The sequence below is a fragment of the Amycolatopsis sp. CA-126428 genome, from assembly GCF_002904335.1.
Classification (GTDB): Bacteria; Actinomycetota; Actinomycetes; order Mycobacteriales; family Pseudonocardiaceae; genus Amycolatopsis.
Genome location: NZ_PPHF01000172.1, coordinates 15,882 through 36,747, shown reverse-complemented (window position 1 = coordinate 36,747; position 20,866 = coordinate 15,882). Strand labels below are relative to the sequence as shown.

At 69.6% G+C, this 20,866-nt stretch carries 20 protein-coding genes and 1 pseudogene; 5 read left to right on the top strand and 16 right to left on the bottom strand.

What is annotated here, in order from left to right; genetic code table 11:
- The first annotated feature begins 546 nt into the window (after window positions 1-546).
- Entirely contained in the window at window positions 547-1,275 is a 729-nt protein-coding gene (locus C2L58_RS44965; protein ID WP_146073799.1) for a hypothetical protein, read from the top strand.
- Between the two features lie 139 nt (window positions 1,276-1,414).
- On the opposite strand, the gene C2L58_RS44960 is transcribed toward C2L58_RS44965, so the two are convergent.
- A complete protein-coding gene (locus tag C2L58_RS44960) occupies window positions 1,415-2,866 on the bottom strand; it encodes a recombinase family protein (RefSeq protein ID WP_103343732.1) in 1,452 nt (483 codons plus the stop codon).
- Window positions 2,867-2,909: 43 nt separating this feature from the next.
- Window positions 2,910-3,464: pseudogene (locus C2L58_RS44955) on the bottom strand (23S rRNA (adenine(2503)-C(2))-methyltransferase RlmN); the annotation flags it as partial.
- A gap of 155 nt (window positions 3,465-3,619) precedes the next feature.
- Here C2L58_RS44955 and C2L58_RS44950 point away from each other — a divergent pair.
- Entirely contained in the window at window positions 3,620-4,198 is a 579-nt protein-coding gene (locus C2L58_RS44950) for a hypothetical protein (protein ID WP_103343731.1), read from the top strand.
- Here C2L58_RS44950 and C2L58_RS44945 read toward each other — a convergent pair.
- Both C2L58_RS44945 and C2L58_RS44940 read right to left on the bottom strand, forming a co-directional pair.
- Window positions 4,191-6,485: a transketolase-like TK C-terminal-containing protein gene (locus C2L58_RS44945; protein ID WP_233226280.1), complete on the bottom strand. Its 2,295-nt coding sequence runs from the start codon at window positions 6,483-6,485 to the stop codon at window positions 4,191-4,193. The genes C2L58_RS44950 and C2L58_RS44945 overlap by 8 nt on opposite strands.
- A gap of 107 nt (window positions 6,486-6,592) precedes the next feature.
- Window positions 6,593-7,078 (bottom strand): Lrp/AsnC family transcriptional regulator, encoded by a 486-nt coding sequence (locus C2L58_RS44940; RefSeq protein ID WP_103343729.1) that lies wholly within the window; start codon window positions 7,076-7,078, stop codon window positions 6,593-6,595.
- 119 nt (window positions 7,079-7,197) lie between these two features.
- Here C2L58_RS44940 and C2L58_RS44935 point away from each other — a divergent pair, with 119 nt between their 5' ends.
- The gene (locus tag C2L58_RS44935; protein WP_103343728.1) at window positions 7,198-7,815 is read left to right on the top strand and encodes a PadR family transcriptional regulator; all 618 of its coding nucleotides are present in this window, start codon (window positions 7,198-7,200) and stop codon (window positions 7,813-7,815) included.
- On the opposite strand, the gene C2L58_RS44930 is transcribed toward C2L58_RS44935, so the two are convergent.
- On the bottom strand, window positions 7,758-8,564 hold the full coding sequence (locus C2L58_RS44930) for a class I SAM-dependent methyltransferase (RefSeq protein ID WP_103343727.1): 807 nt from the start codon (window positions 8,562-8,564) through the stop codon (window positions 7,758-7,760). The two genes, C2L58_RS44935 and C2L58_RS44930, sit on opposite strands and share 58 nt — an antisense overlap.
- 114 nt (window positions 8,565-8,678) lie before the next feature.
- On the opposite strand from C2L58_RS44930, the gene C2L58_RS44925 reads away from it, so the two are divergent.
- Complete coding sequence (locus tag C2L58_RS44925; protein ID WP_103343726.1) at window positions 8,679-9,524, top strand: VOC family protein; 846 nt, start codon at window positions 8,679-8,681, stop codon at window positions 9,522-9,524.
- Here the strand turns inward: C2L58_RS44925 and C2L58_RS44920 are convergent.
- The 5 genes from C2L58_RS44920 to rpsB all read right to left on the bottom strand — a co-directional run bounded on the left by C2L58_RS44920 (window position 9,521) and on the right by rpsB (window position 14,002).
- Window positions 9,521-10,384 carry a phosphatidate cytidylyltransferase gene (locus tag C2L58_RS44920; RefSeq protein ID WP_233226286.1) on the bottom strand — a complete coding sequence of 288 codons (864 nt, stop codon included), beginning with the start codon at window positions 10,382-10,384 and terminating at the stop codon, window positions 9,521-9,523. The genes C2L58_RS44925 and C2L58_RS44920 overlap by 4 nt on opposite strands.
- Window positions 10,385-10,752: 368 nt before the next feature.
- On the bottom strand, window positions 10,753-11,310 hold the full coding sequence (gene frr, locus C2L58_RS44915; RefSeq protein ID WP_020644474.1) for a ribosome recycling factor: 558 nt from the start codon (window positions 11,308-11,310) through the stop codon (window positions 10,753-10,755).
- Between the two features lie 48 nt (window positions 11,311-11,358).
- Complete coding sequence (gene pyrH / locus C2L58_RS44910) at window positions 11,359-12,102, bottom strand: UMP kinase (RefSeq protein WP_013223864.1); 744 nt, start codon at window positions 12,100-12,102, stop codon at window positions 11,359-11,361.
- A gap of 117 nt (window positions 12,103-12,219) precedes the next feature.
- Complete coding sequence (gene tsf, locus C2L58_RS44905; protein ID WP_103343724.1) at window positions 12,220-13,035, bottom strand: translation elongation factor Ts; 816 nt, start codon at window positions 13,033-13,035, stop codon at window positions 12,220-12,222.
- 91 nt (window positions 13,036-13,126) lie between these two features.
- On the bottom strand, window positions 13,127-14,002 hold the full coding sequence (rpsB, locus tag C2L58_RS44900) for a 30S ribosomal protein S2 (RefSeq protein ID WP_086852124.1): 876 nt from the start codon (window positions 14,000-14,002) through the stop codon (window positions 13,127-13,129).
- Between the two features lie 825 nt (window positions 14,003-14,827).
- Between rpsB and C2L58_RS44895 the strand changes: the two genes are divergently transcribed.
- The gene (locus C2L58_RS44895; protein ID WP_369904379.1) at window positions 14,828-15,322 is read left to right on the top strand and encodes a M23 family metallopeptidase; all 495 of its coding nucleotides are present in this window, start codon (window positions 14,828-14,830) and stop codon (window positions 15,320-15,322) included.
- Here the strand turns inward: C2L58_RS44895 and C2L58_RS44890 are convergent, their stop codons facing one another.
- The 6 genes from C2L58_RS44890 to C2L58_RS44865 all read right to left on the bottom strand — a co-directional run bounded on the left by C2L58_RS44890 (window position 15,323) and on the right by C2L58_RS44865 (window position 20,810).
- The gene (locus C2L58_RS44890) at window positions 15,323-16,171 is read right to left on the bottom strand and encodes a FliA/WhiG family RNA polymerase sigma factor (protein WP_103343723.1); all 849 of its coding nucleotides are present in this window, start codon (window positions 16,169-16,171) and stop codon (window positions 15,323-15,325) included.
- Between the two features lie 109 nt (window positions 16,172-16,280).
- A complete protein-coding gene (locus C2L58_RS44885) occupies window positions 16,281-17,261 on the bottom strand; it encodes a tyrosine recombinase XerC (protein ID WP_103343759.1) in 981 nt (326 codons plus the stop codon).
- Between the two features lie 102 nt (window positions 17,262-17,363).
- The gene (gene dprA, locus C2L58_RS44880) at window positions 17,364-18,506 is read right to left on the bottom strand and encodes a DNA-processing protein DprA (RefSeq protein WP_199191731.1); all 1,143 of its coding nucleotides are present in this window, start codon (window positions 18,504-18,506) and stop codon (window positions 17,364-17,366) included.
- Entirely contained in the window at window positions 18,503-18,925 is a 423-nt protein-coding gene (locus tag C2L58_RS44875) for a hypothetical protein (RefSeq protein WP_103343722.1), read from the bottom strand. The genes dprA and C2L58_RS44875 overlap by 4 nt, the downstream gene beginning before the upstream one ends.
- Complete coding sequence (locus tag C2L58_RS44870; RefSeq protein WP_103343721.1) at window positions 18,922-20,433, bottom strand: YifB family Mg chelatase-like AAA ATPase; 1,512 nt, start codon at window positions 20,431-20,433, stop codon at window positions 18,922-18,924. The genes C2L58_RS44875 and C2L58_RS44870 overlap by 4 nt, the downstream gene beginning before the upstream one ends.
- Complete coding sequence (locus tag C2L58_RS44865; protein WP_103343757.1) at window positions 20,433-20,810, bottom strand: YraN family protein; 378 nt, start codon at window positions 20,808-20,810, stop codon at window positions 20,433-20,435. Before C2L58_RS44865 ends, C2L58_RS44870 begins: the two co-directional genes overlap by 1 nt.
- Between the last annotated feature and the right edge of the window lie 56 nt (window positions 20,811-20,866).

The window sequence follows — 20,866 nt, the reverse complement described above, 5'->3', positions numbered from 1 at the left end:
TGAGGCTATAGTGGCTGGTAGAGGCCCTGGACAGCACCGTCACCCACTCTCCTAAAGCGGGCGTCACGGCATCGAATCGTCCACAGCGAACGCAAGTGCAGGCAGTTCAGGACTCAGCCGATCGCTAGTGTCAGCTTCGCGACGCACGCCTTCGTCGACGCCGGCGCCTGTCCTCGTGCGCCTTGTTGCCGACAGTGGCTTTGCCGTGCATCCTGGTGTGAGGACGACCTTGAGCGATCCCGACTGACGCCCTCCCACGTCAACACGTGGAGGCTGCATGTCCAAGAACTCTTAGAGGCTTGGCGCCAAGCGAAACCTTCACTTTCGCCCTCATCGACGTGTCGCGTCGTGCAGCCTGCCGGTCGATTACTCGCCCGCAGCCTTCACGCCTCCAAGAAATGGCAACAGGATCGACGAATCCCGACCGCGCCGAGGGGCACCGGTCACCTAGCGGCGTCTGGGGCCTCCCATCTTGGCGCAATTCGAGCTGCGGATATCACCGACCGCACACCGCCCTCCCGGCTAGCAACCGCAACGGGAGGGACCATGCCATCGACAACTCCCAGCCCACGCCTGGATCTTTCAGACGCATGCTGGAGTCCAGAAATTCAAAAAGCGAACTCGATCGCGTTGATCCCTTCGTTGCATATCCCCTTTCATTCGAAGCGACTCATCGAATTGACTCTTGCTGCCATCGCACATCAGCGACCGGAACTCGTCATCCAGACAGGGCCGATGTTCGCACGGGACACGCTTGCAGCACTTGGCTGCTCTGCCCACTTATCGCCTGACGAATACAACCTTGCCCGCCAAGACTTCCTCGAGCCGCTCGGCGAGTGCTACCAAGGACCGCTCCTGATCAACGGCCGCCGCGCCACCATGTCTCTAGGCAGCAGACTAGGCGCCCTCAACTACCACTTCGCCGACCACCCGCCGACCCCGACAATCACCAAGCTGTCAGACGACCTCTGCGTCGCCGACAACATCGAGATCAACTCACCCTACGCGTGGATACCGGGTAACCAGGCGCTAACCGTAGCAAAGGAAATCGGCACCTCCGTGGTCACCGGACAAACCAACCGACAGGCGGAAGCTCGGTTCACCCGACTGAGCACCAGAAAACAGACGGTCCGCGGAGTCGAGATCGGCACCCTCGCAGACCTGAACAAGCTACGCCGTTCTTCGATCTCGACAGACGGCTGGAAGAAGGGATTTGCCGTCATGCTCGATCTCTCGGAGACGATCGGGATCGAACGAATAGGTTGCGCGCGGTGACGCAGACGCCACCGCTCAATGACGGTCGTTCGACACCACGGTCATGAGACCGAGGTCATCCAGCAGCGACGAGGCGGCCCTTGATGTCGTCAGGGATCTTAATCTCCCACTCGGTCATGCTTGTGATCTCAAACCGAACTCAGGCTTCAACCAGCAGACGCCGTTTTTTACTCTGGTCAGCGTCAACCCATGCCTGCGCATACGTGACACCGCTTCCTTCGTACACATACCCGGACTCGCGCTGCGGCTTCTGCTTCAGAACGTTTCGTCGCTCAACCAGCTTCGCTTTGCGTTCCCGGTAAGAATCTTCATCCTCATCATCCCACGAGGCCGACGTGTCTCGCTCGTTCTCGAGCCGGCTGATCGCCGCACGGACACTCGCCAGTTCTTCGGTGTGATCTTCCCCGACCACCCAGCTACGCTTGACAACCTCGACCGATCCGACCTGCTCGAGAAAGGTCTGCTCGACAAGCTGCTCTACGTCATCGGCTCGCATGCTCACACCCGGACACGGCTTTTCCTGGCGCTGATTCGTACACCGGTAGTACCGGTAGACCTTCTCCGCCTTGGCATCGCCCTTACCGCTCACCCTTGTCATGACAACGTGCGTTGCCGAGGCACCGCACTTGGCACAGAACGGCACCCCGAGCAGTGGCGAGGTACCGAAGACCCGATATGGCTCTCGCTCACGTTTCTTGATGGCGGCTTGCAGTGTGTCCCACTCTTCCTTTGTGAACACCGGCTCCGCGGTGACGAGCAGGCTGCCGTCGGGCGCGTACAACGGCTTCAAGCCGTGCAGCTTGCACCCGAGAAGGGACAGCGAGGTAAGAACCTGCTTCACGCTGGAGGGAGACCACTTCTCTCCTCGCGGTTCCTGACCGAGAACGAACTTCCGCCAGCGATCGCGGTTGGTCAACTCGCCCCGCTTGTCCAGCCGAACACACACCTGCTTGATGGTGTGCGGATTCTCTTCGTCGACCATCCATCGACGCATCTCGTGCAGCACGGTGGTCTCGTACTCGTCTAGAACACGAACCTTCCGGCTGACCAACTTGCCCTCATCGCCGGCGGGGAGGAGTTTGGGCACCGTGGTGTAGCCAAAGGTCGGCACGCCACCAGGCCACGCCTCGGTATACCTACGACGCTCATGGCTGTCCTTGACGCGATCCTTGATCCGCGCGAGTTCTTTTGCCGGCCCGAGCGCCTTCGCGTGAGCGATCAAGCGACCTTCGGGTGTCCGCAAGTCCAAGGTCGGGTCGTCGAGGATGACGATTGACTTGCTCCACTCGAGAATCTTGAAGACGAAGGCTAGGAAGTGCATGTCGTTTCGCGACAGGCGGTCCTGGTTCGTAACCCAGATCTCGTCCCACTGTTCGCGTACCTCGTCCGTCAGCCACTTCCGCAAGTCCGGACGGTCGAAGAAGTCAACGTCACCGGAGACCGAGCGATCGACAGCTTTACCGACGACGGTGACCTCACGAACCTTCGCCTCATCCGCTCGGCGAGCTTCCAACTTTGCGTCCTGGGCTTCGATCGACTCAGTGTTGCCTCGATCGCGGCTGATGCGCTCGGCAAAGATCACGTTGACCATGTAACCAGCTTCCGCGCAGGTCAGCGCGTTGTCAAACGGTAGGGATTGGGTCGCCCATCCCCATGAAGACGATGTTCGACAGCCGGCCGGGCCCACCGGGCATCGCCCCGTCGCGCATGACCGCCGCCGCTGAACGGACCTGGTCGACGATCTCCGCCGTCGACAGGTTCCGGTCGAGCCCGCCCTGGCCGGTCGCGCAGAACGGGCACGCCATGCCGCAGCCCGCCTGGCTCGAGATGCACAGCGTCGCCCGGTCCGGGTAGCGCATCAGGACGCTCTCCAGGAGCGTGCCGTCGTGGGCTCGCCACAGCGTCTTGCGCGTCGCTCCCCTGTCGGCCTCCAGCGCGCGGACCTCCGTCAACAGCGTCGGCATCAACGACTCGACGAGCCGGGAGCGCGAGGCCGCCGGGATGTCCGTCATCTCCTCCGGGTCCACCGTCAGGCGGGAGAAGTAGTGGTTCGACAGCTGCTTCGCGCGGAACGGTTTCTCCCCCAGTTCGGCGACGGCGGCCGCGCGCTCGGACACCGAGAGGTCGGCGAGGTGGCGCGGCGGCAGGCCGCGCTTGGGCGCGTCGAAGACGAGGGGAAGGGCAGTCATAACCGGATCAGTGTCCCATGCGCCCGCCGGCGCCGCCCGGGCCACCCTAACCCGGTGTACCCCAGGTCACGGGCCGCCCCCGGTCGGCGGGGCCGTGTCACCCGGAGGGATGATCGACGGCGTGAAAACCGGCGCCCGACGAAAGAGGTGAGCGCGTGTCCTTCCGGCACCTTGTCCTGGTGGCCGCGGTCATCCTGAGCGCCGCCGCCTGCAGCACCCCGGGCGAGCACCCGCCGGCGCCGAGCACGCCGAGCGGGCCGCGCGCCACCGTGGGGTCCTTGCACCTGACCCTGCCGGCCGGCGCGACCTACACCGAGCACAGCGCGGACGGCCTGCTGGACGGCTGCGTCGCCGAAGGCGCCGTGGCCTGCGAAGCGCGGATCGTGAACCTGCGCAAGCCGGACGCCGACGCGCCGATCAACCTTCCGAGCACGAAGCGGCCTTTCGGCTGGTACACCGGCACGGACCTGCCAACCTGCATCACGCCCGCGTCGCCGCCCGGCAAGGCCACCGGGGCCACCGGCAGCACGCTCATGGACTCCGGCTTCGCGCCGGTCGGCCCCAAGAACGCCGAATACGGCCGCTGGAAGGTCACCTGCGAGAACTCGGCGCAGAACAACCAGGTGCGGATGTGGTGGCTGCCGACGAGCCGGATCCTGATCGTCCAGTACGGGTCCTTCCCCGGCTGGGACGCCAAGATGGACGCCCTGCTCGCCGGCGCCACCTTCAGCTGACGGCGTCGAGCGCGGCCCGGATGATCGCGTCCGTGTCGATACCGTGGTAGCGGTAGACGTCCTCGAGCGACCCCGACTGCCCGAAGCCCGTGACGCCGAGGGCGACCGACGGCACCCGGTTGATCCCGGCGAGGAACACCAGCGTGTGCGGGTGGCCGTCGAGCACGGTGACCAGCGGCTTCGCCCGCGAAGCCGGGAAGACCTGGTCCAGGATCCACGACTCGGCACTCCCGCGGCCGGACCGGGCTTGGAGCGCCTCGAACAGCAGGCCCGGGCTCGTGACGCACACGACGTCGGCCTCGACGCCGACCTGGGCCAGCCGCTCGGCCGCCGCCAGGGTGTCCGGCACCAGCGCGCCCATCGCCGCCAGCGTGACGGCCGGTGCAGCCACCCGCCGCAGCAGGTACGCGCCGGCCACGACCTGGCGGCGACGGCGTTCGCGGGCGGCCGGATCGGCCGGCACCGCGGCGAGCGTCTGGTCGACCGGCCGCGTCGAGAGCCGGAAGTACGACGACGTCCCGCCCGGCTTGCCGAGCCGGCCGAGCGCGGCCAGCAGGGTCCATTCGGTGTCGATCGCGAACGCCGGTTCGTAGCTGACGCAGCCGGGCTGCTCGATCCCGATCGACGGCGTGGTGATCGACTGGTGCGCGCCGCCTTCCGGCGCGAGCGTGACCCCCGACGGCGTCCCGATCAGGATCGACTGCCCGCCCGCGTAGATGCCGAACGACCACGGCTCAAGCGCGCGCTCGACGAACGGGTCGTACATGACACCGATCGGCAGCAGCGGCTCGCCCCACCGGCTCCAGGTCGCGCCGAGCTCACCCAGCAAGCCGACCAGGTTCGTCTCGGCGATCCCCAGTTCGACGTGCTGGCCGGTCGGCTTCTCGCGCCAGTGCATGATCGTCTCGGGGTCGTCCTCGAACCAGTCGCGGCGCTCGGTGGCCGACCAGACGCCGACCTTGTTGACCCAGCCGCCGAGGTTGGTCGTCGAGCTGACGTCCGGGCTGACCGTCACCACGCGCTTCGCCGCTTCGGGCGCTTCGCGCGTCAGGTCGAGCAACACGCGACCCAGCGCCGCCTGCGTCGTAGCGGTCCCAGAAGGCGTCCGCCCGATGTCGACCGGCAGTTCCAGCGAAGGCGCCGAAGGAACGTCCGGACGGCGAAGGCGCGAAGCGACTTCAGCGCACAACGCGGCTTCGGCCGACCCGTCGGCGAAGCGCTCCCACGGCGAAGCGAGGTCCGTGCCCGATGCCGAAGCCAGCTCTTCCATCTGCGCCACGGTCAGCAGCGACGAGTGGTTCTGCGGATGCCCTTGCGTGGGAAGACCGCGTCCCTTGACCGTGTAGCAGAAGATCACCGTCGGCCGATCGTCCGCGATGGACGCGAAGACCTCGTCGAGCGAGCCGAGGTCGTGGCCGCCGAGGTTGCGGATCGCGGCCAGCAGCGTTTCGTCGTCGAGCGAGGCGACCAGCTCGGAGAGGGCAGCGTCGCCCGCGGGCAGCCGGTCGCGGACCTGCGCGGCGTCGCAGCGCAGCAGCCGCTGGTACTCGGGGTTCGGCATCGCGTCGATGCGGGCGCGCAGCTCGGCGCCGCCGGGCCGGGTGAACAGCTCCTCCAGCAGGCGGCCGTACTTCAGCGTCAGCACCTGCCAGCCGGCGGCGTCGAACATGCCCTGCAGCCGCCCGGCCGCGATGTTCGGGACGACCCGGTCGAGGGACTGGCGGTTGAGGTCGACGATCCAGACGATCTCGCCGAGTTCGGCGACGCCCGGGTCGAGGATGGCCTCCCAGATGGCGCCTTCGTCCAGCTCGGCGTCGCCGACCAGCGAGTACTGGCGGCCGGTGCCCGCCGACGAGCCCCGGGCCGTCAGGTAGCGGCGGGCCAGCGCGCCCCAGATCGGGGCGGTCGCGCCGATGCCGACCGAGCCGGTCGAGTAGTCCACCGGGTCGGGGTCCTTGGCGCGGCTCGGGTAGCTCTGCAGGCCGCCGAACTCGCGCAGCGTCGGCAGGTAGGCCTCGTCCAGCTCGCCGAGGAGGTAGTTGATCGCGTGGAGCACCGGCGACGCGTGCGGCTTCACCGAGACGCGGTCCTCGGGTCGCAGGTGCCGGAACCACAGCGACGTCATGATCGAGACCAGTGAGGCGCACGACGCCTGGTGCCCGCCGACCTTCAGCCCGGACGGGTTGGGCCGGACGCGGTTGGCCTGGTGCACGATCGCGGTGGCGAGCCACAGCACCCGCTGCTCGATCGCGGTGAGCGCCGGGGCGGTCACGGGGGCCTGAGTCATCGTCGACACCTTTCGCGCAGGAAGCGCCCACCAGGACAGCACTGGTGGACGCATCGCACAACCGATGCCGCCGAGAGCGCGCAGAATGCACACCGGACGCCGAGAGCTCAGGTCTCCGGCTGCGCAGAATGCACGCGCTCCAGCAGGGGCGCCAGGCGGTACGGGACGAGCTCACGCATGACGAGCGAGATGTTCGTCCGCTCCACCCCCGGCGAGGCGAGGATGTGCCCGGCGATCCGGTAGAGGTCGTCGGCGTCGACGGCGACCACCTGCACCATGAGGTCGCTCGCCCCGGTCAGCCCGCACACCTCGGTCACCTCGGGGATCGCGGCGAGGGCCGTGCCGATCTCGGCGAGGCGCCGCTGGTCGACCTGCGCGTTGACGAACGCCCGCAGCGGGTGGCCCAGGCGGGCCGGGTCGATGCGGCGTTCGAACGACCGGAGGACGCCGCGCTGCTCGAGCCGCGCGACCCGGGCCTGCACCGTGTTGCGGGACAGGCCCAGCCGCTCGGCCAGCGCGACCGCGGTCGACCGCGGGTCCTCCCCCAGCGCCTGGAGCAGGCGCGCGTCGATCTCGTCGATGGTTTCCGGCACGCCGCCGATCTTTCCACCCGGGCGCAGACGTGAGCGGGCTCACCACGAGTGGGTTGCCAGCCGACCGTTTCCGATATATCGTGAACGTGTCGCAACAGTTCGAGAAAGGAACACAAGACATGCGTAGGCATCAACACCCCTTCGCTCACGAACGTGGGCGCGCACCTTTCGGGCCCTTCGGTGGTTTCGGCGAGTTCCCCCCGGGCTTCGGCCCCGGTGGACGCGGTCGCGGCCACGGACCGGGCCGGCGGGGTCACGGCGGACGGCGCAGCCGCCGCGGTGACGTCCGCGCCGCGATCCTGGCGCTGCTCGCCGAGCAGCCCCGGCACGGCTACGAGATCATCCGCGAGATCGGCGAGCGCTCCGGCGGCTTCTGGCGGCCGAGCCCCGGCTCGGTCTACCCGACGCTGCAGCTGCTGGCCGACGAAGGCCTGGTGATCAGCAAGGACGAGCACGGCAAGAAGCTGTTCGAGCTGACCGACGCCGGCCGCACCGCCGCGGAAGAGCAGGACAGCACCCCGCCGTGGGAGCACATCGCGCAGGACGTCGACCCGACCGAGGTCGGGCTGGCCAAGGCGGGCAAGAACCTGGCCGCCGCCGTCGTGCAGATCATGCGCGCGGGCACCGAGAGCCAGCAGGCCCGCGCGGCCGAGGTCCTCAACGACGCCCGGCGTTCCCTCTACGGCATCCTCGGTGAGGACGAAGACGAGTCCTCCTCGCCGGAGACGGCGGAGTGACCAGGCAGGACGAGGCCGGTGGGCTTGACCCGCGTGTGGACGCGGTAGCCCACCGGCAGCGTCAGGTCCTGCGCGCGATTCCCGTTACGCTGCAAGGACTCCGCGATCGCCTGTTCGGCGACCGGCCGGCTGAACTCGATCTTCAGCACGGCTTCGAGGTCCGCGGCCGTCGCGAATCGCCATTCGGTCGCGACGCGGCGGCAGCCGAACCCGGCCCGGGCGAAGAACCGTTCCACGGCGCCCGGGTCGTACTGCGGTAGGTCGGCGCGCATCCAGCGCCCGTAGGGCTCACTGGTCACGTCCAGGTCGACGATCAGGAGCGCGCCGCCCGGCCGCAGCACCCGCTCGGCCTCCGCCAGCCCGGGCTCGCACCCGGGCCCGAAGAAGTACGCCGTGCGCGCGTGCACGACGTCGACGCTCGCGCTGCGGACCGGCAGCCGCTGGGCCCGGCCCAGCCGGACGTCCACGTTCGACAGTCCCTCGACGCGCTTCAGCGCGCTTCGCACCAACGGCTCGTGAGGCTCCACTCCGAGCACCGATCGCGCGTCACGGGCGAAGCGCGGCAAGTGAAACCCGTCACCGCAGCCGACGTCCAGCACGTCCCGGCCGGTCCAGTCGTGCTCCTCCCGCAGCACCCGCCAGATCTCCCCGCCGCTGTCCTGCGCGCGGTTCTCCAGCTCGTAATCGGCCTGGTAGTACCAGATGTTGGGGCTGGGCACGACCTCCGCGCGCCGGGACGACCACCGCACCCCCGCTGCTCCTTCCGGGTCCTCGTCGCCGGGCCGTGTTCTGACGGAGGCGAATTCTTGGCGGAAAACTCACGGATCACGCCTAGAATCCGGTGGGTATCGGGAGGAGCACCCATGGCAATCGGCCCGTCCAGTACCCCGTCCCCGGTCCCGGCCGGAATTCCGTGCTGGATCGAGCTGGCCTGTCGCGAGCAGGCCGTGGCGGAAAGATTCTACGGTGCCCTCTTCGGCTGGGAGTACACCACTCAACGAGACCCGGCGACCTCCGACGGCCGCTACTCCATCGCGGCGCTCAACACGCTTCCCGTGGGCGGGCTCTACCGTGCCGCCCAGGGCGCGCCGCTGGGGTGGATGCCGCACATCTCCGTGCCGCACACCGCGAGCGCGGCCGAGTGGGTGGAGCACCTCGGCGGGCGGATCACGCTCGGGCCGGTGGCGATCCCGGACCGCGGCATGATCATGCACGCCATGGACGCGTGCGGCGCGCCGGTGGTGTTCTGGGAGGTGCCGCCGAACTGGGAGTTCGTCACCGGGATCCCGAACACCTTCAGCGGCGCGGACCTCAACACCCACGACGGCGTCGCGGCGGATCACTTCTACACCAAGCTGTTCACCTACGGCAGCCATCAGATCGGCGACGGCGAGATGCTCGACTACGTCGAATGGCTCATCGAGCACGAGCCGGTGCTGTACCGGTACGTGATGGGTTCGGAGTACAGCCTCGACACCCCGCCGCACTGGCTCGTGTACTTCGACATCGACCCGGCCCGCGGCGTCGACGCGGTCGCGGGCGAGGCGCTCATGCACGGCGGCACGGTGGTGATCCAGCCCTACGACACCCCGTTCGGCCGGATGTCGATCCTCGCCGACCCCGAGGGCGCGGTGTTCGCGGTGATCGACCACTCCCGCGTCGCCGAAGGCTGGGGCCGCGCGGAGGTCGACGACCCCTACGACGACTAGACCGGCACGAACGCCGAAAGCAGCAGCCAGGACACGACGGCCGAGGGCAGCAGCGAGTCGAGGCGGTCCATGATCCCGCCGTGCCCGGGCAGCAGCGTGCCCATGTCCTTGACGCCGAGGTCGCGCTTGATCAGCGACTCGACGAGGTCGCCGAGGGTCGCGGTCAGCACGATGGCGACGCCGAAGATCACGCCCTGCCAGACGTGGCCGTCGAGCAGCAGGCTGAGCGTCAGCGCTCCGGCCACGACGCCGCCGATCACCGAACCCGCGAAGCCTTCCCAGGTCTTCTTCGGGCTGATGGTGGGCGCCATCGGGTGCTTACCGCCGAGCACGCCGGCGATGTAGCCACCGGTGTCCGACGCGACGACGCCGATCAGGAAGGTGAGGACCCGCCCGACGCCGTCCGACGGCGGTACGAGCATCGCCGCGAAGGCACCGAAGAGCGGCAGGTAGGCGGCGGCGAAGGTGGACGCGCTGATGTCGCGCAGGTAGCCCTTCGCGCCGCCGGGCAGCCGCCACAGCAGGCAGGCGAGCACGGTGAGGACGAACGCGGTGAGCGCGCCCTCCCGGCCGAACGGCCAGGCGAGCCAGATCATCGCCTGCCCGCCGACGAGCACCGGGATCATCGCGACCCGGATGTCGGCGACCCGGCGCAGCACCCCGGCGAATTCGAAGGTGCCGACCGCGATCGCGACCGCGATGATCCCGATGAACAGGTAGCGAACGGTGAGCAGGGAAACGATGATCGCGGCGCCGAGCAGCAGCGCCACCCCGATGGCCGCGGGCAGGTTCCGGCCGGCCTTGGAGGCCTTCTTGGCCTCCGGCGCCGGTTCGGCGGCCGCGGTTGCCCCGGCCGCCACGCCGTTCGCCGATGGCGTTTCCGCCGCCACGCCACCGGCAGCGGCTCCTGCTCCGGCGGTCGTCGAAGCGTCGCCCGCAGCATCGGCCCGCGAGCCCGCCGGCGTTTCCGCGGCGGCGGTTCCGGCGGCCGACAACCGGGCCGCTTCGCCGGCGCCCGAAGCCTCCGGCACGACCGGCGTCCCCGCTGCGCGGCCGTTTTCCGAGGTCGCCGAAGCCTCGCCCGCAGAGGCCGGCGCCCCGGCGGTTCCCGGGAACTCCGGCGTGGCCGGGGTGCCGGCGTCACCCGGCTCCGGCGTCCCGGGCGCGGCCGCCGGGTGTGCTCCGGTGGCGTCCACCCGGTCCTCGCGTTCCTCGCTCACCTTTGCCATCAGACCTCGAGCAGCTCGGCTTCCTTGTGCTTGACCAGCTCGTCGACCTTGTGCGAGTACGTGTCGGTGAGGTTCTGCAGCTCCTTCTCCGCGCGCACGACCTCGTCTTCGCCCGCTTCGCCGTCCTTGCCGATGCGGTCGAGCTCTTCCTTGGCCTTGCGGCGGATGCTGCGGATGGTCACCCGCGCGTCCTCGCCCTTGCTCTTGGCCACCTTGACCATCTCCTTGCGCCGCTCCTCGGTGAGCTGCGGGATGACGATCCGGATCACGTTACCGTCGTTGCTCGGGTTGACCCCGAGGTCGGACTCGCGGATGGCCTTTTCGATCGCGACGAGCTGGGTCTGGTCGTACGGCTTGATCAGCGCCATCCGCGCCTCCGGCACGTTCACGCTGGCCAGCTGGTTCAGCGGGGTCGGCGCGCCGTAGTACTCGACGACGATGCGCGAGAACATCGACGGGGTGGCCCGGCCGGTGCGCACCGACGTCAGATCATCCTTGGCGACGGACACCGCTTTTTCCATCTTCTCCTCGGCATCGAGGAGGGTCTCGTCGATCACGGCTACTCCCGTTGTTGTGATGGGTGGCGCTTGCTGATCCCAGCAGGTCTAGGCCGGCACCCCGGCAGTGGGGGTGCTGACCAACGTGCCGATTCTTTCACCACTCACCGCGCGGGCGATGTTCCCCTCGGTGAGCAGGTTGAACACGATGATCGGCATGTTGTTGTCCATGCAGAGGCTGAACGCCGTCGCGTCGGCCACCTTGAGATCCCGCTCCAGCACCTCGCGGTGGGTGATCTCGCGGAACATCTCGGCGGTGGGGTCGGCCTTCGGGTCCGCGGTGTAGACGCCGTCGACGGCCTTCGCCATCAGCACGGCTTCGCAGCCCAGCTCGAGCGCCCGCTGCGCGGCCGCGGTGTCGGTGGAGAAGTACGGCATGCCGACCCCGGCGCCGAAGATCACGACGCGGCCCTTCTCCAGGTGCCGCTCGGCGCGGCGCGGGATGTAGGGCTCGGCGACCTGGCCCATCGTGATGGCGGTCTGCACGCGGGTGGGCAGGCCCTCCTTCTCCAGGAAGTCCTGCAGCGCGAGGCAGTTCATCACGGTGCCCAGCATCGCCATGTAGTCGGCGCGGTCGCGGTCCATGCCGCGCTGCGACAGCTCCGCGCCCCGGAAGTAGTTGCCGCCGCCGATCACGACCGCGACCTGGACGCCGGTGCGGGCGACGTCGGCGATCTGCTGCGCGACCGAGTGGACGACGTCCGGATCGACGCCGATCGAACCACCGCCGAACATCTCGCCGCCCAGTTTCAGCAGCACCCGGCGGTAGCCACCTTCGACCCGGTCACCCATCTATGTCGCCTCCTACGCCCCTCGACCGCTGTGAATTCCTCTGGACCCGACAGTGCCCCGTCCCCGATGGACGGAGACGGGGCACTGTGGGGGTAGAACCTACGCCCTGGCCTGACGTCAGGCCTGGCCGACCTCGAAGCGCGCGAACTTGGTCAGCGTCACGCCGGCCGCGTCGAGCAGGGCCTTGACGGTCTTCTTGTTGTCCTTGACCGACGGCTGCTCAAGCAGGACGTTGTCCTTGTAGTAAGCGTTGACCTTGCCCTCGATGATCTTCGGCATGGCCTGCTCCGGCTTGCCTTCTTCGCGGGCGGTCTGCTCGGCGATGCGGCGCTCGTTCTCGACGATCTCGGCCGGCACCTCGTCGCGGGTCAGGTACTTCGCGCGCAGCGCGGCGACCTGCATGGCGGCACCACGGGCGGCGTCGGTGTCGTCACCGGTGAACTCGACGAGCACGCCGACGGCCGGCGGCAGATCGGAGCCACGGCGGTGCAGGTAGGTCGCGGTCTGGCCCTCGAAGGCCACGACGCGGCGCAGCTCGAGCTTCTCGCCGATGCGGGCCGAGAGCTCCTGGACGACCTCGTTGACGGTCTTGCCGTCGAGCTCGGCAGCCTTGAGCGCCTCGACGTCGGAGGTCTTGACGGTCTTCGCGACCTCGACGATCTTCGCGGCGAGCGCCTGGAAGTCGGCGTTCTTCGCGACGAAGTCGGTCTCGGAGTCGAGCTCGATGAGGACGCCGCCGTCGCCGGTGACCAGGCCCTCGGCGGTGGCGCGCTCGGCGCGCTTGCCGACGTCCTTGGCACCCTTGATGCGGAGGAACTCGACGGCCTTGTCGAAGTCGCCGCCGTTCTCCTCGAGGGCCTTCTTGCAGTCCATCATGCCGGCGCCGGTCATCTCGCGCAGGCGCTTCACGTCAGCGGCGGTGTAGTTCGCCATTCTGGTAAATCCGTCCTTTGCAGGAAATCTGTGGGTTGCTACACCCGTGCGGCCGGGCCCCCAGGGGCACGGCCGCACGGGCGGTGGAGCGTCAGGAGGAGGCGGTCGCCTGCTCGGTGGCGGCCTCGGCCGGGGCCGCCTCGACGGCAGCGGCGGCTTCGGTCGCGTCGGCGGCGGCGGTCTCGGAGCCGGCGAGCAGCTCCTTCTCCCACTCGGCCAGCGGCTCGTCGGCGGCGACGCCCGGCTCCGGCTTCGTGTCGGCCGAAGCACCGTTGCGGCTGGAGCGGGCCATCAGACCGGCGGCCGCGGCCTCGGCGACGACCTTGGTCAGCAGCGCGGCCGACCGGATGGCGTCGTCGTTGCCCGGGATCGGGTAGTCGACCTCGTCCGGGTCGCAGTTGGTGTCCAGGATCGCGACGACCGGGATGTTCAGCTTCCGAGCCTCGCCGACGGCGATGTGCTCCTTCTTCGTGTCGACGATCCACACCGCGCTCGGCACCTTCGCCATGTCGCGGATGCCGCCGAGGGTCTTCTCGAGCTTGTCCTTCTCGCGGGTCAGCGTCAGGATCTCGCGCTTGGTGAGACCTTCGAAGCCGCCGGTCTGCTCACGAGCCTCGAGCTCCTTGAGGCGGAGGAGACGCTTGTGCACGGTCTGGAAGTTGGTCAGCATGCCGCCGAGCCAGCGCTGGTTGACGTAGGGCATGCCCACGCGCGCGGCCTCGTTGGCGATGGCTTCCTGAGCCTGCTTCTTGGTGCCGACGAACATGATGGTGCCGCCGTGCGCGACGGTTTCCTTGATGAATTCGTACGCACGGTCGATGTAGGTCAGCGTCTGCTGCAGGTCGATGATGTAGATGCCATTGCGCTCGGTGAAGATGTAGCGCTTCATCTTCGGGTTCCACCGGCGGGTCTGGTGCCCGAAGTGCACGCCGCTGTCGAGCAGCTGCTTCATGGTGACGACGGCCATTGCCGGAATCACACCTCTTCTGTGTAGTGCGCGCTTCGCTTCCGCTGACGCGCTGCTCGGTTTGTCGCTCGCGGCCGGGTGGCCGTTCGCCCTGGTGCCCGTGCCGGTGCCCGGACCCCGGGGGTGAAGATCTCCCAGGGACCGCCGGACCCCGTGCGCCCGCCCGGCTGCTTCCAGACCGGGGAACGCGCACGTGCACGCGAAGTCAGCCCGCTGAAACGGACTGCGCAGAAGATTCTACCCCCTCCCACCACCCCCTCCCCCACCGGCGGCCACTGGGTGACGCAGTTGTCCACATCGGGTCCGGTTATCCACAGATTCGGCATCGGCCCCCCATGACGCACCGGCCTCCCCCACCCTGGAGTCATGGAGTCGATCATGCGGGTCCGGCGGTGGGTGCCGGGGTGGCTATTGGGCACGATTGCGCTGGTCATGGCGCTTTTCGGAGGGGTGGTAGCAGGTGGAGACATAAGCGTTCGAGCACCGGGAGCGGTGGCTTGGGGAGGCGAGATGCCTCCGACGACGTCCCTGGGGACAGGTGTGGCTCGAACAGGTGAATCCCAGCCTCCGCGAGCAGAGCCTTGGACGCACGGCCTGGCCCCGCCGGCGCCGGGCTCAGCGGCGCTGGGCTCGCCAGCGCTGGGGGTAGCGACACCTCCCAGGTCGCGGGCAAGTGGGCTCGCATCGACCGCACACCCGTGGTCGGATCAGCGCGCAGCCTCCCCGGCCGGGGAAATGCGGACCGGTTCCGCCGAGGCCGCGCAGGCGCCGACAGATTTTCTCGAGTCCACGCTGGGGCTGGCCGCACCGTGGGCGATCGCCTTCATGATCGCCCCGGCAGCGCCGCGGTCCATCGCGGCCGGACCTGGCGCCGACGGTCCTCTGACCGCGCGGCAATCGCGACTCTCCTGGCCACTGTCACCCGTTCCGGTGATCACCAAGTATTTCGATGCCCCCGATACGCCGTTCGGACCCGGTCATCGCGGAGTGGACCTGGCCGCCGTGCCCGGGCAGGACGTGCTGGCCGCCGATGCGGGTGTCGTCGTCTTCGCGGGTGCCGTGGGCGGGCGGCCCGTGCTCTCCGTCGACCACGACGGTGGGCTGCGGACCACCTACGAACCCGTCGTACCGAAAGTGGCCGTGGGCGAACAGGTCTACCGAGGCCAAGTGCTCGGCACCGTCCTCGCCGGGCATCCCGGCTGCACGGTGGCCGCGTGCCTGCACTGGGGTGTGCGGCGGGGCGAGGAGTACGTCGATCCCCTCGCGCTGACCGGCGAGGTGGGCGAATTCCGGCTCAAGCCGTGGGGAGGTGGTCGGTGATCAGACGCCGGTCTGCTCGACCAGCTTGGCGCGCAGCCGCATGACCGCCCGCGTGTGCAGCTGGCTCACCCGCGACTCCGTGACCCCGAGGACCTTGCCGATCTCGGCGAGGGTCAGGCTTTCGAAGTAGTAGAGGCTGACCACGATCTTGTCCCGCTCGGTCAGCTGCGCGATCGCCTGGGCGAGCTGGCGGCGGTTGTCCTGGTCGACGAGCACCGCGACCGGGTCGACGGCGTCGTCGTCGGGCAGCGTGTCGACCAGCGAGCCACTGTCCTTGCCCGCGGCCACCAGGTCCTCCAGCGCGACGACGCTGGTCAGCTGCAGCTGGCCGTAGAAGTCGCGCAGGTCGTCGAGACCGATGCCGAGTTCGGTGGCGAGCTCCGCGTCGGTCGGGGTGCGGTGCAGGCGGGCGCCGAGGCGCTCCATCGCGCGCTCAGCCTCCTTGGCCTTGCTGCGCACCGCACGCGGCACCCAGTCCTGCGAACGGAGGTCATCGAGGATCGCACCGCGGATGCGCTGCATCGCGTAGGTCTCGAAACGCAGGCCGCGCTCCGGATCGAACTTCTCGATCGCGTCGACGAGCCCGAAGATGCCCGACTGCACGAGGTCGCCCACGTCGATGTGGGTGGGCAGCCCGGTGCCGACCCGGCCGGCGACGTACTTGACCAGCGGGGCGTAGTGCAGCACGAGCCGATCGCGCGACGCCTGGTCCGGGCTGTCGGCGAACTGCTGCCACAGAGCCGCGATCCCGGCATCGACGTCGTAGCCGGCCCGGGTTTCCGCGGGCGCGGCAGCCTCACCGTGAGTGGTCACTCCGGCGGCTTCGGTCACGTGCGGGCCTGCGGTCATTGCACAGTCGTTCTCGGCATGCGGCTCAGTGTCATCTCCGTGCTCGTGCGGATGCGCGTGCGCCGCCAGTCCTGCTGGTGACGACCCCGGTGAGCCTCCCCCGGCCGCCTCAGGCCCTGGGGTGCGCTCGGTCATGGATCGCTTTCAACCGGTCGACGGTCACATGAGTGTAGAGCTGCGTTGTGGCAAGCGTAGCGTGACCAAGCAGTTCCTGAACGCTCCTGAGATCGGCACCCCCTTCGAGCAGATGCGTCGCGGCGGAATGCCGCAGGCCGTGGGGCCCCATGTCGAGCGCTCCGGGCACCGCCGTGACGGCGTCGTGCACGACGCGCCGCACCGCGCGCGGGTCGACGCGTTTGCCCCGGACACCCAGGAAAAGCGCGGGCTCGACGCTCTCACCACCGCTTTCGGCGATGACCTTCGGCCGCCCCTCGTCGATCCAGTCGGTGAGCGCCTCCGCCGCCGGAACGCCGAACGGGACGACCCGTTCCTTGCCGCCCTTCCCCATTACCGTCACGACACGACGGGAGAAATCGGCCCCACCGACGTCCAGCCCGCACAACTCGGACACGCGGATGCCGGTGGCGTAGAGCAGTTCGACGATCGCGCGATCACGCAGGGCGACGGGATCCCGCTGCGCCGCGCCGGCGGCCGACGCCTGCATGACTTCCCCCGCCTGCCCGGCCCGCAGCACCCCGGGCAGGGTGCGGTGCGCTCGCGGCGCCGCGAGCCGGCCGCCCGGGTCCGTGGCCAAAACACCGGTGCGGTGCGCCCAGGCGGTGAACGTCCGCGCCGAGGCGGCCCGCCGGGCGAGCGTCGTCCGGCTCGCCCCGCCGGACTGCTGGGCGGCGAGCCACGCGCGCAGTCGCGCGAGGTCCAGCTCCTCGACTTCGCTGCCACCGTCCACGACGAACCCCAGCAGCGCCACCGCATCGCCGACGTACGCCCGGACGGTGTGCGCGGACAGGCCGCGTTCGAGCCCGAGGTGCCGTTCGTAGGCGGTGACGACGGCCCGCACGGGCTCGGGCAAGGCGGCTCGCAGCGCGCGCAGGTCGGGACGGCGGGCCCGTCCGGAGCGTGGTGACGGCATGATGTCACGCTGCGCGAACAACCGCCTTCGGTCAAGGATCGCCACGCGGCCCCACCGGACCGGCCGAACGCCGTCGACGAATTCGCCCGGATTTCGTCGTGGTCACGCGCTTTCCTTCCGTCGTCGCCAGCCGGCTTCCCCGCGGACGGCGAATCCGTCGATTTCCAGTTCGGGCAGCAACGCCCGAACCCGCCGCAACGGGAGGCCGGATTCGGCCGCGACCTCGGTGTCGGACCGGTCGGCGCGCACAGCCAGTGCCTCGAAGGCGCGCAACGCATCGGGCCCCAGCCGGTCGGTGCGCCGTTTCGGCCGGCTCGAAACGGTGTTCTCGGCGATGCCGAAGCGTCCGACGGTCTCGAGGACTTCGTCGACGGTCGAGACCAGCGTCGCTTTGGCGTCGCGGATCAGTTCGTGACAGCCGATGGACATCCCCGACGTAACCGGGCCGGGCAGGGCCATCACCACCTTGCCGAGGGCGCCGGCGGTGCTGGCGGTGTTGCGGGCGCCGCTGCGCCGTCCCGCTTCGACCACCAGGGTGCCCTCGGTCAGGGCGGCGATGAGCCGGTTGCGGACGAGGAAGCGGTGCCGCGCCGGCGGGGTGCCGGGCGGGTATTCGCTGATGACGGCGCCGCCGGAGCGGACGATCCGGTTCAGCAGCGCGACGTGCCCCGCCGGATAGCCGGCATCGACAGCGCATCCCAACACCGCGGCGGTGACGCCCTCGGCAGCGAGCGCGCCGCGGTGCGCCGCGCCGTCGATGCCGTACGCGGCACCTGAGAACACGGGCACGCTCCGGCCGGCCAGCCCGTAGGCGAACTCAGCGGCGTGGTGTTCTCCGTAGTCCGTCGCGGCACGAGCACCCACGATGGCCACGGCCCGGTCGGCTGCGGTGCCGAGCGCAACGTCGCCGGCGACCCACAAGGCCAGAGGCTGCACGGCTTCGGCAACGCCTTGCCGGGCCGCGAGGTCGAGGGCGTGCAGTGGCCAGGTGGGCCACTCGTCGTCCTCGGGCACGACGAGCCGGGCGCCGGCCGCGGCGGCTCGGGTGAAGTCCTGGCTGACGAGGTCGTAGTCGCGTCGCGCCTCGGTTGCCTTGAACACCTCGCCCGGGCAGTCGCCACGCCGGACCCGCGCGGCTGCCGCTATCGGCCCGTGCTCGGCCACGAACGCCACGAGGGCGGCCGCCGGTGGCTCGGCCACCCGCAGCAGGTACGCGCGAGCCTGCCGCAGCTCATCGGCACTCATGCGGCCACCCGCTCTCGACCGCTCACCATCGGCACTGGCTCCTGATCACCGGCGAGTGCGGCAGCAGCAGCCGCCAGCGGCTCGAGCGCCTGCAGCCGAAGAACGACCCACCTGGGCTCGAAGACCAAGATGACCATGGCGGTCGCAGACGGCTCGATCGCCCACTCCCGAAAGGCGACCCGATCGCACGCAGACACGAGTGCGGCCATGGCGGTCGCAGATGGCTCGACCACCCACTCTCGAAAAGCCACCCGCTCGCACTCAGGGACGAAGACGACCATGGCAGCCGCCGATAGCTCGACCGCACGCTCTCGGAAAGCGACTCGACCGTGCCCAGAGACGAAGACCGTGGCGAGCGCCGGTGGCTCGGCAATCCGCCGCGGGAAGAGGCCGGGCGGCCGGTGGTTGGCGGGGGTCATGCCGCCACTCGCTCTCGGAATGCCAGTGCCGCGCCCACTTGTTCGGGGCCGGGGCGGGGCTCGGCGTCCAGGTCGGCCAAGGTCCAGGCTATTCGCAAGCAACGGTCGGCGCCTCGGCCGCTCAGGGCTCCTCGGTTCATGGCTCTGTCCAGCAGGGTCGTTGCGTTTGCGGGCAAGGCGAACAAGCGGCGCAGCGCCGGGCCGGGTACCTCCGAGTTGGACAGCCAGCCGTGCTCGCTCCAGCGGTGGGCGGCGCGCTCGCGAGCTGCGAACACCCGGTGGCGCACCGCTTCCGATGGCTCCGCCGCGCCGGTGTCGTGCGCGCTGATCGCGCTCAGCGGGCGCAACCGGACCCTCAGATCGACGCGGTCGAGCAATGGCCCGGAAAGCTTGGCGAGGTAGCGGCGGCGGGCACTCGGCGAGCAGACGCAGTCCGAATCCTTCGGCGGCGCGCACGCACACGTGTTGGTGGCGAGGACCAGCTGGAACCGCGCGGGGTAGGTGATCGATCCCTTGACCCGGGAAATGCGCACCTCACCCTCTTCGAGGACCGTCCGGAGCGACTCGAGGCACTGCCCAGCGAACTCGCAGACCTCGTCGAGGAACAACACACCTCGGTGTGCCCGGCTGATCGCGCCCGGCGAAGCGATTCCGCTGCCTCCGCCGATCAGCGCCGGCACGGAGATCGAATAGTGCGGGGCGACGAACGGCGGGACGGTGACCAGCGGCGAGGACTTCGACAGCGAGCCGTCGACCGAGTGGACCGCGGTGACCTCCAACGACTCCTCCGGCGTCAGCTGCGGAAGGAGCCCGGGCAGCCGCTTCGCCAGCATCGTCTTGCCCACTCCGGGCGGTCCGGTGAGGAGGAGGTGATGACCACCCGCCGCGGCGACCTCCAGGGCCCAGCGTCCTTCCGGCTGGCCGACGACGTCCGCGAGGTCCGGCACGTCCGGCGGCGTCACCGGGCCCGGCGGCTCCGGGTGGGCCAGCTCGGCTTCGCGATTCAGCCACGCCACGAAGTCCCGCAAGTGCGCCGCGCCCGCGACTTCGATTCCGTCCACCAGCGCCGCCTCGACGAGGGAGTCCGTCGGCACGACGGCTCGGCCGTAGCCGGCCGCCCGGGCCGCCAGCAGGCCCGGGAGGATGCCGCGGACCGCGCGGATCCGGCCGTCCAAGGCGAGCTCGCCGAGCAACACGGTGCCGAGCAGCCGGGTGGCCGGGACCGCCCCCGATGCCGCGAGCACCGCCGCGGCGATACCCAGGTCGAAGGCGGACCCCATCTTGGGCAGGTTCGCCGGGGACAGGCCGAGCGTGACCTTGCCGTCGGGCCAGGGCTGCCCGGAATTGCGGACGGCGGACCGGACGCGGTCCTTCGCCTCGCGCAACCCGGCGTCGGGCAGGCCCACGAGGGTGATCCGGCTCAGCCCGCCGCCGAGGTCGGCCTCGATCTCGATCACCCGGCCGTTGATGCCGAGGAGGCCGGCGGACCAGGCTTTGGCGATGGGCATCAGAACGCCGCCTCGATGTGCTGCAGCCGCGGGCGGGTACCCGGTTCCGCGAGGATCGTGACCACGTCGTAGCGCACGGAGCACCAGCCGAGGCGGAACTCGCGGAGCCAGCGCTGGGCGGCTCGGCGGACCCGGCCCGCCTTCTCCTCCGTGACCGTTTCGGTGGGGAGGCCGAATTCGGTGCCGGAGCGGGTCTTCACCTCGCAGACGATGATGCGGGTGCGGTCGGTGAAGACGAGGTCCAGCTCGCCTTCGCGGCAGCGCCAGTTGCGGGCCAGCAGGACGAGCCCTCGGCTACGGAGGTAGCCGAGGGCGATGTCCTCGCCCCAGGCCCCCAGATCGCGGCGGTGTCTTGCGAGCTCGTCGGTGCCCGTCATCGTGTTCGCCCCCTCGTCGGTTCGCTCCGTCACCGGGGCGGTCCCGGCGATCACGG